This window comes from Dietzia maris (genome assembly GCF_014144855.1).
Taxonomy (GTDB): domain Bacteria; phylum Actinomycetota; class Actinomycetes; order Mycobacteriales; family Mycobacteriaceae; genus Dietzia; species Dietzia kunjamensis.
Genome location: NZ_JAALDN010000389.1, coordinates 1 through 7,067, shown reverse-complemented (window position 1 = coordinate 7,067; position 7,067 = coordinate 1). Strand labels below are relative to the sequence as shown.

The following is a 7,067-nucleotide window of genomic DNA, read 5'->3' as shown; positions in this document are numbered from 1 at the left end:
GACAGATCTGTCTGCCGTCAGCCGCCCGGTACCCCGGACGGTCCACGACACTGGAGGTCGCATGACGACGAGGTCGGCGGTGACGCTCTCGCATCTCGACGCGCTCGAGGCGGAGTCCGTCCACATCTTCCGCGAGGTAGCCGCGCAGTTCGAACGCCCGGGGATGCTCTTCTCCGGCGGCAAGGACTCGGTGGTGATGTTCCACCTCGCCCGCAAGGCCTTCTGGCCCGCGCCGATGCCGTTCCCGCTCATGCACGTGGACACGGGACACAACTTCGACGAGGTGATCGAGTACCGCGACCGGGTCGTGGCGGAGACCGGCGTCCAGCTGCTCGTCTCCCACGTCCAGGACGACATCGACGCCGGCCGCGTGGTCGAGGAGACCGGTCCGGGCACCAGCCGCAACCGGCTGCAGACCACCGCCCTCCTGCGCGGCATCCAGGAGAACCGCTTCGACGCGGTCTTCGGCGGTGCCCGCCGCGACGAGGAGAAGGCCCGCGCCAAGGAGCGCGTTTTCTCGTTCCGTGACGCGTTCGGCGCCTGGGACCCCCGCGCGCAGCGCCCGGAGCTGTGGAAGCTCTACAACGGCAACCACCGCAAGGGCGAGCACATCCGGGTCTTCCCGCTGTCCAACTGGACCGAGCTCGACATCTGGCAGTACATCGAGCGCGAGGACATCGACCTGCCGCCGATCTACTACGCCCACGAGCGTGAGGTCATCGAGCGCGACGGCATGCTCCTGGCCAACACCCGGTTCCTCGAGACGCTGCCCGGCGAGGAGGCCCGCACCGAACTGGTCCGCTTCCGCACCGTCGGCGACGCCACCTGCACCGGCTGCGTCGAGTCCGACGCCGCCGACAACGCCGCCGTCGTCGCCGAGGTCGCGGGCACCCGCGTCACCGAGCGCGGCGCGACCCGCGCCGACGACCGGATCTCCGAGGCCGGCATGGAAGACCGCAAGAAGGAGGGCTACTTCTGATGAGCACCCCGACCACCGCCGGTTCGGCCCCCACCACCGCGGTCCCGAACCCCGAGGCCGCCACCGTGGAGACCGGCCACACCATGTCCGACCAGGCCCAGTTGCTGCGCATCGCCACCGCCGGCTCCGTCGACGACGGCAAGTCGACCCTCATCGGTCGGCTGCTGTTCGACTCCAAGGGCATCTTCGAGGACCAGCTCGCCTCCATCGAGGCCACCTCCGCCAAGCGGGGCGACGAGTACACCGACCTCGCGCTGCTCACCGACGGGCTGCGGTCCGAGCGGGAGCAGGGCATCACGATCGACGTGGCGTACCGCTACTTCTCGACCCCGCGGCGCAAGTTCATCATCGCGGACACCCCGGGCCACGTGCAGTACACGCGCAACATGGTCACCGGCGCCTCGACGGCCGACGTGGCGATCATCCTCGTCGACGCCCGCAAGGGTGTCCTCGAGCAGACGCGCCGCCACGCCTTCCTCTCCGCACTGCTGGGCATACCGCGCCTGGTCGTGGCCGTGAACAAGATGGACCTGGTGGACTACGACGAGGCCACCTTCGAGGCCATCCGCACCGAGTTCACCGACTTCGCCGCCAAGCTCGAGGTCCACGACGTCACGTTCGTGCCGCTGTCCGCGCTCAAGGGCGACAATGTGGTCAACGGGGCCGTCGATTCGACTGATTCCATGCCCTGGTACACCGGGCCGGCGCTGCTGGACCACCTCGAGAACGTGCACATCGCCTCGGACCGCAACCTCACCGACGTCCGGTTCCCGGTCCAGTACGTGATCCGTCCCCAGCGCGCCGACGGCCTGGATCACCGCTCGTTCGCCGGCACCGTCGCGGGCGGCATCATCAAGGTCGACGACGACGTGGTGGTCATGCCGTCCGGTCGGCAGTCCACGGTCAAGGCGATCTGGGGCCCGGGCGGGGCGGAGCTGGACGAGGCCGCCGCGCCCGCCGCCGTGACGATCGCACTGAACGACGAGATCGACATCGTCCGCGGCGAGATGATCGCCCGTCCGGGCAACCGTCCGCACCAGGGCACCGAACTCGAGGCGATGGTCTGCTGGTTCGACGACGCCACCACGCTGCAGCAGAACAAGCGCTACGTCATCAAGCACACCACCCGAGACACCAAGGCGATCGTCACGGGGATGGAGTACCGGCTCGACGTCAACACCCTGCACCGCGACCCGGATTCCACAGAGCTCGACCTCAACGAGATCGGCCGCATCGGACTGCGCACGCAGACCCCGCTGATGTACGACCCGTACCGGCGCAACCGCGACACCGGTGCGTTCATCATGGTCGACGAGATCACCGGCAACACCGTGGGCGCGGGCATGATCATCGGGCCCGCCACCACGGGGTCCAACGTGGTCTGGCACGCCGGGGCCGTCCAGCGCGGGGACCGGGGACAGGGCCGCACACTGTGGCTCACCGGCCTGTCGGGCTCGGGCAAGTCCACGATCGCGTCCGAGGTGGAGCGACTGCTCATCGAGTCCGGGCACCCCGCCTACATCCTCGACGGCGACAACCTGCGGCACGGCCTCAACGCCGACCTCGGGTTCTCGGCCGAGGATCGCGCCGAGAACATCCGCCGCACCGCGGAGGTCGCGGCGCTGTTCGCGGACGCCGGCGTCGTCGTCGTCTGTTCCCTCATCTCGCCCATGCGCGCCGACCGCGACGCGGCGCGCGACGTCCACGCCAAGGCCGACCTGCCGTTCACCGAGGTCTTCGTGGACACCCCGCTGGCCGAGTGCGAGGCCCGTGACCCCAAGGGCTTGTACGCCAAGGCCCGGTCCGGCGAGATCCCGGAGTTCACCGGGGTGTCGGCTCCGTACGAGCCGCCGCTGACCCCCGACCTGCACATCCGCCCCGAGGACGGGACCGCGGAAGAGGTCGCGCAGCGGATCCTCAGCTCCATCCTGGGAATCTGAGCCGGTGCCCGAGGCCCTCTGGACCTACGATTCGCTGGGGCTGCTGGTCGTCAGCGCCGTCATCGGCGTGGTGATCGGTCTGACGGGGATGGGCGGCGGCGCCCTGATGACGCCGGCGCTCATCCTCGTGGGCATCCCGCCGACGGCGGCGGTCGCCAACGACCTGGTGGTCAACGCGGTCAACAAGGTCATCGGCGCGGGCGTGCACTGGCGGCACGGCAAACCCAACCTCAAGATCGCGTTCTGGCTCATCCTGGGTTCCGTGCCGACGGCCTACCTGGGGGCGTGGCTCGTCCACGCCATCGGCGCCGACGACGTACAGGGGCTGCTGAAGAAGGCCATCGGTGCGACGCTGATCGTGGCGTCCACCGCCTACTTCCTGCGGGCGTTCTTCGAGATGTCCGGCCGCATCCGCACCGGCGACGACCCCGACCCCCCCGGTCAAGCCGCTCATCACCCTGTTGGTCGGGGTGATCGGCGGCCTGATGGTCGGCATCACGTCGGTCGGCTCGGGCACCGTCATCATGATGTGCATCATGCTGCTCTACCCGACCCTGGCGGCGTTGCGGCTGGTGGGCACCGACCTGGTGCAGGCGGTCCCACTGGTGATCGCGGCGGCGATCGGGCACGTCCTGGTCACCGGCGTCGACTGGAACCTGCTGGTCCCGTTGTTGATCGGTGGGGCGGTCGGCACGTTCTTCGGCTCGAAGTTCGCCAGCCGCGTCCCGCAGGGGCTCATCCGCCGGGGCATCACGATCGTGCTGGCCGTGACCGCCTCGGCGATGCTGGGCGCCCCGCCGGCGCTGATCGGCGTGATCACGCTGGTGCTCGTGGTGGGCGGGCCGCTGGTGTGGCGGGTGCTGGTGAGCAGGTATTCCGCGCGCGCCGACCAACCGGCCGTCTCCCGCGCCTGACGGGTTCCCGACCGGTTCGGTGGCGCCGCCGCACCAGGAGCGCCCACACTTTCGTTCGTGACGAACACCGACCTCATCTACGCGGTCGTCGGCGCGGCGCTGCTCCTCGGCTCGCTCCTTCCGCGACTGCTCCGGGAGCGCATCCCGTCCGCCCCGATCATCGTGGTGGGTGTCGGCATGCTCATCGGCTGGCTCATGCCCAACGAGTCCCAGCTCGTGGACGTGATCGAACACGCGGAACTCGCCGAACGGATGGCCGAGATCACGGTGATCGTGGCGCTCTTCGGCGTCGGACTGGCCCTCGACCGCCCCCTGTCCTTCCGTGGCTGGACCACCACGTGGCGGCTGCTCGCCATCGGGATGCCGCTGTCCATCGCCGGCGTCGCGCTCCTGGGGTGGTGGGTACTGGGGGTGACCCCCGCTGTCGCTGTCCTGCTCGGCGCCGTGCTCGCCCCGACCGACCCGGTCCTCGCCTCCGATGTGCAGGTGGCGGGCCCCGGGACGGGCGAGGCCGCCGACGACGAGAACGATGAGGCGCGTTTCGCCCTCACCTCCGAGGCCGGCCTGAACGACGCGTTCGCGTTCCCCTTCGTCTACCTCGCCATCTACCTGGCCACCAAGGGCGGGCCGGGGGGCTGGCTGTGGGGTTGGCTGGCCTGGGATCTCGTGGGCAAGACGGTCATCGGCGCCGTGGCGGGGTGGGTGATCGGCCGGCTGATCGCCACTGTGCTCTACCGACACCGCGTCGGGGGATACCAGCTCATCGGCTACGCCGAACCCGCGGCCGCGGTGGCCACGCTGCTGTTCGCCTACGGGGTCGGCGAACTCGTGGGTGGCTGGGGCTTCCTCGCCGTGTTCTTCGCCGCCCTCGGTGCGCGGTCGGCTGAGCGCGAGGACGAGCGGCACGCCCACTTCCACGAGTTCATCGAGTACACCGAACACCTGCTCACCCTGCTCATCCTGCTGGTGATCGGGGCGTCGTTCATCTCCGACGCGGTCTTCCGGCTCGAGTGGTCGCACGCCGTCGTCGCGGCCGGGGTGTTGTTCGTGATCAGGCCCCTCACCGCCTGGATCGCGCTGATCGGCGACGGCAGACTGCGATCCCCGGAGCGCCTGTTCGTCTCGGCGTTCGGGGTGCGTGGCGTGGGGTCGTTGTTCTACCTCTGCTACGCCATGGGGTACTTCTCCAAGGAGGACGGCTGGTCGCTGTGGCCCGCGGTGTCGCTGGTCATCGTCGCGTCCATCGTCCTGCACGGCGCGGCGTCGTCCCCGGCCGTGACCTGGCTCGACCGCCACCGCGGGCGCGAGCAGGCGACCTGAGACCGGCGGGAGCGGACCGGGTGGCGGGACCGGCCTCCGGTCAGCGGGGCTCCCACGCGTCGGTGTCGAGGGTCAGCTCGTGGACCTCGCCCGGCAGGTGCCCGGCGGCCAGGTCGGCGATCGTCACGGCGTCCATCACCCGGCGCAGGGCCGCGCGCGAGGCGATCCACACGTGCTGCAGGATCGCGGCACGGTCGTTGTAGACCACCGACTCCGGGCGGACGTCGTAGACGCTCACCAAGGGGCCGTCGACCGCCCGCAGGACATCGGCGACCGAGATGTCCCGCGCCTCCCGGCCGAGGAACCATCCGCCCGTCTTGCCCCGGCGACTGGTCACGATCCCGGCCCGCCGCAGGTCCGACAGGATCGCCTGGAGGAACCCGTGCGGGATGTCCTGCCGCCGCCCCAGTTCTTCGGCGCTCAGCGGATTGTCGCGGGGATCGTCGTCGGGGCTGGTGAGCTGTGCCGCCGCGAGTTCGACGAGTGCGCGCAACGCATAGTCGGACTTGGCGGTGACCCTCATGCCGACAGTGTCCCAGAGGGTCCACCCCACCGGGCGTCCGCCCGGATCAGTCCTGCGCCGGGACGGATGCGGCGGCCGCGGCAGGGGCGGGACCGACCGGGTCGATGCCGGCCTCGTCGTCGTCGCCGCCGGAGGCCCTCCGCTCGGCGAGCGCGGCCCACGTGACCAGGCCGATCCACACGGTGACCAGGGACAGCAGGATCGGGGTGGTCGCCGACGCGGGAACCTCGGCCCACACCAGCAGGGTGCGGGAGTTGGTGACGACGATCAGGCCGCCGGCCGCCGTGCCGAGCACCCGGGCGGGCAGGTGCTTGACGAGCCACGCCGCGAGCGGTGCGACGAGCACACCTCCCACCAGCAGCGCCAGCGCGTAACCCCAGTTGATGCCGGCGGCGCCCAGGCCCACGAGGAAGCCGAGCGATCCGCCGACGGCCACGACGAACTCGGAGGTGTCTATGGAGCCCACGACCTTGCGCGGCTCGACCCGGCCCGAGGACAGCAGCGAGGTGGTGCCGACCGGGCCCCAGCCACCGCCGCCGAGGGAGTCGAGGGTGCCGCCGACCAGTCCGAGCGGGACGAGGAACCCGGTGCGGACCCGCCCGCGGAACTCGGGGCGACGGCCGCCGAGTGCGAGGAACCGGTACAGGACGTACAGGCCCAGGCTGAGCAGGATCGCCCCCACGACGGGCTTGGCGACGTCGGCGGGGAGGCTGGACAGCAGGGTGGCACCGGCGAACGCCCCGATCGCGCCCGGCACCGCGAGGATGCGCACGATCCGCCAGTCGACGTTGCCGAGTCGGTGGTGGGAGACGCCGGAGGCGAGGGTGGTGCCGATCTCCGCGAAGTGCACGGACGCCGATGCGGCGGCGGGCGCGATACCGGCCGCGACCAGCAGCGTCGTGGACGTGACGCCGTAGGCCATGCCCAGAGACCCGTCGATGAGTTGGGCGATGGCGCCGACGACGCCGAGCACGATGAGTGTCTTCACGAGCATCCCTAGAATAGTGAATCGATTAAGTCGATCAGTACAGTAGACATAAGGAAGGGGCACTGTCTAGACCGACCTGTCCAGTGAGGGCCGGGTGCGATTCGATCGCCCGTCCAGGACGGGATCGGGCATCGCTGAGGTGGGGCGCCGGGCGCAGTGATGTTTTCGTTGTCCAGTAGTAAAAATTTATGACACAATAGCGATCTATGTGCCGGCGGGAGGTTGGCGCAGTTTCTCCCGGGGGGGAACGATGAACGAGGTCGGACAGCGGCAGTGCTACGTCGAGGAGACGGCCGACGGCGCGGTCTGGGGCTGTCACCGCTGCGACGCCCGCAGCGGTGTCCTGCCGTCCCGGGGCGCGGCCCGGGTCGCGGCCGACGCGCACCGGTGTCCGGACGAGCCC

General features: G+C 70.3%; 6 protein-coding genes and 1 pseudogene. 5 read left to right on the top strand and 2 right to left on the bottom strand.

What is annotated here, in order from left to right:
* The first annotated feature begins 61 nt into the window (after window positions 1–61).
* From cysD to G6024_RS12750, 5 genes and pseudogenes are all read left to right on the top strand, one after another.
* Complete coding sequence (gene cysD / locus G6024_RS12765) at window positions 62–979, top strand: sulfate adenylyltransferase subunit CysD (RefSeq protein ID WP_067716962.1); 918 nt, start codon at window positions 62–64, stop codon at window positions 977–979.
* Window positions 979–2,919, top strand: coding sequence for a sulfate adenylyltransferase subunit CysN (gene cysC / locus G6024_RS12760; protein ID WP_159148865.1), 1,941 nt, complete (start codon window positions 979–981; stop codon window positions 2,917–2,919). The genes cysD and cysC overlap by 1 nt, the downstream gene beginning before the upstream one ends.
* An 88-nt stretch (window positions 2,920–3,007) precedes the next feature.
* A pseudogene (locus G6024_RS16940) lies at window positions 3,008–3,280 on the top strand (sulfite exporter TauE/SafE family protein); the annotation flags it as partial.
* A 109-nt stretch (window positions 3,281–3,389) separates the two neighbouring features.
* Window positions 3,390–3,833: a TSUP family transporter gene (locus tag G6024_RS16935; protein ID WP_338402918.1), complete on the top strand. Its 444-nt coding sequence runs from the start codon at window positions 3,390–3,392 to the stop codon at window positions 3,831–3,833.
* A gap of 57 nt (window positions 3,834–3,890) precedes the next feature.
* On the top strand, window positions 3,891–5,153 hold the full coding sequence (locus G6024_RS12750) for a cation:proton antiporter (RefSeq protein WP_082923947.1): 1,263 nt from the start codon (window positions 3,891–3,893) through the stop codon (window positions 5,151–5,153).
* Window positions 5,154–5,193: 40 nt separating this feature from the next.
* Here the strand turns inward: G6024_RS12750 and G6024_RS12745 are convergent, their stop codons facing one another.
* Together G6024_RS12745 and G6024_RS12740 are read right to left on the bottom strand one after the other, a co-directional pair.
* Window positions 5,194–5,676 carry an RrF2 family transcriptional regulator gene (locus tag G6024_RS12745; RefSeq protein ID WP_067717051.1) on the bottom strand — a complete coding sequence of 161 codons (483 nt, stop codon included), beginning with the start codon at window positions 5,674–5,676 and terminating at the stop codon, window positions 5,194–5,196.
* 46 nt (window positions 5,677–5,722) lie between these two features.
* Window positions 5,723–6,664 (bottom strand): sulfite exporter TauE/SafE family protein, encoded by a 942-nt coding sequence (locus G6024_RS12740; protein ID WP_082923952.1) that lies wholly within the window; start codon window positions 6,662–6,664, stop codon window positions 5,723–5,725.
* Window positions 6,665–7,067 lie beyond the last annotated feature (403 nt).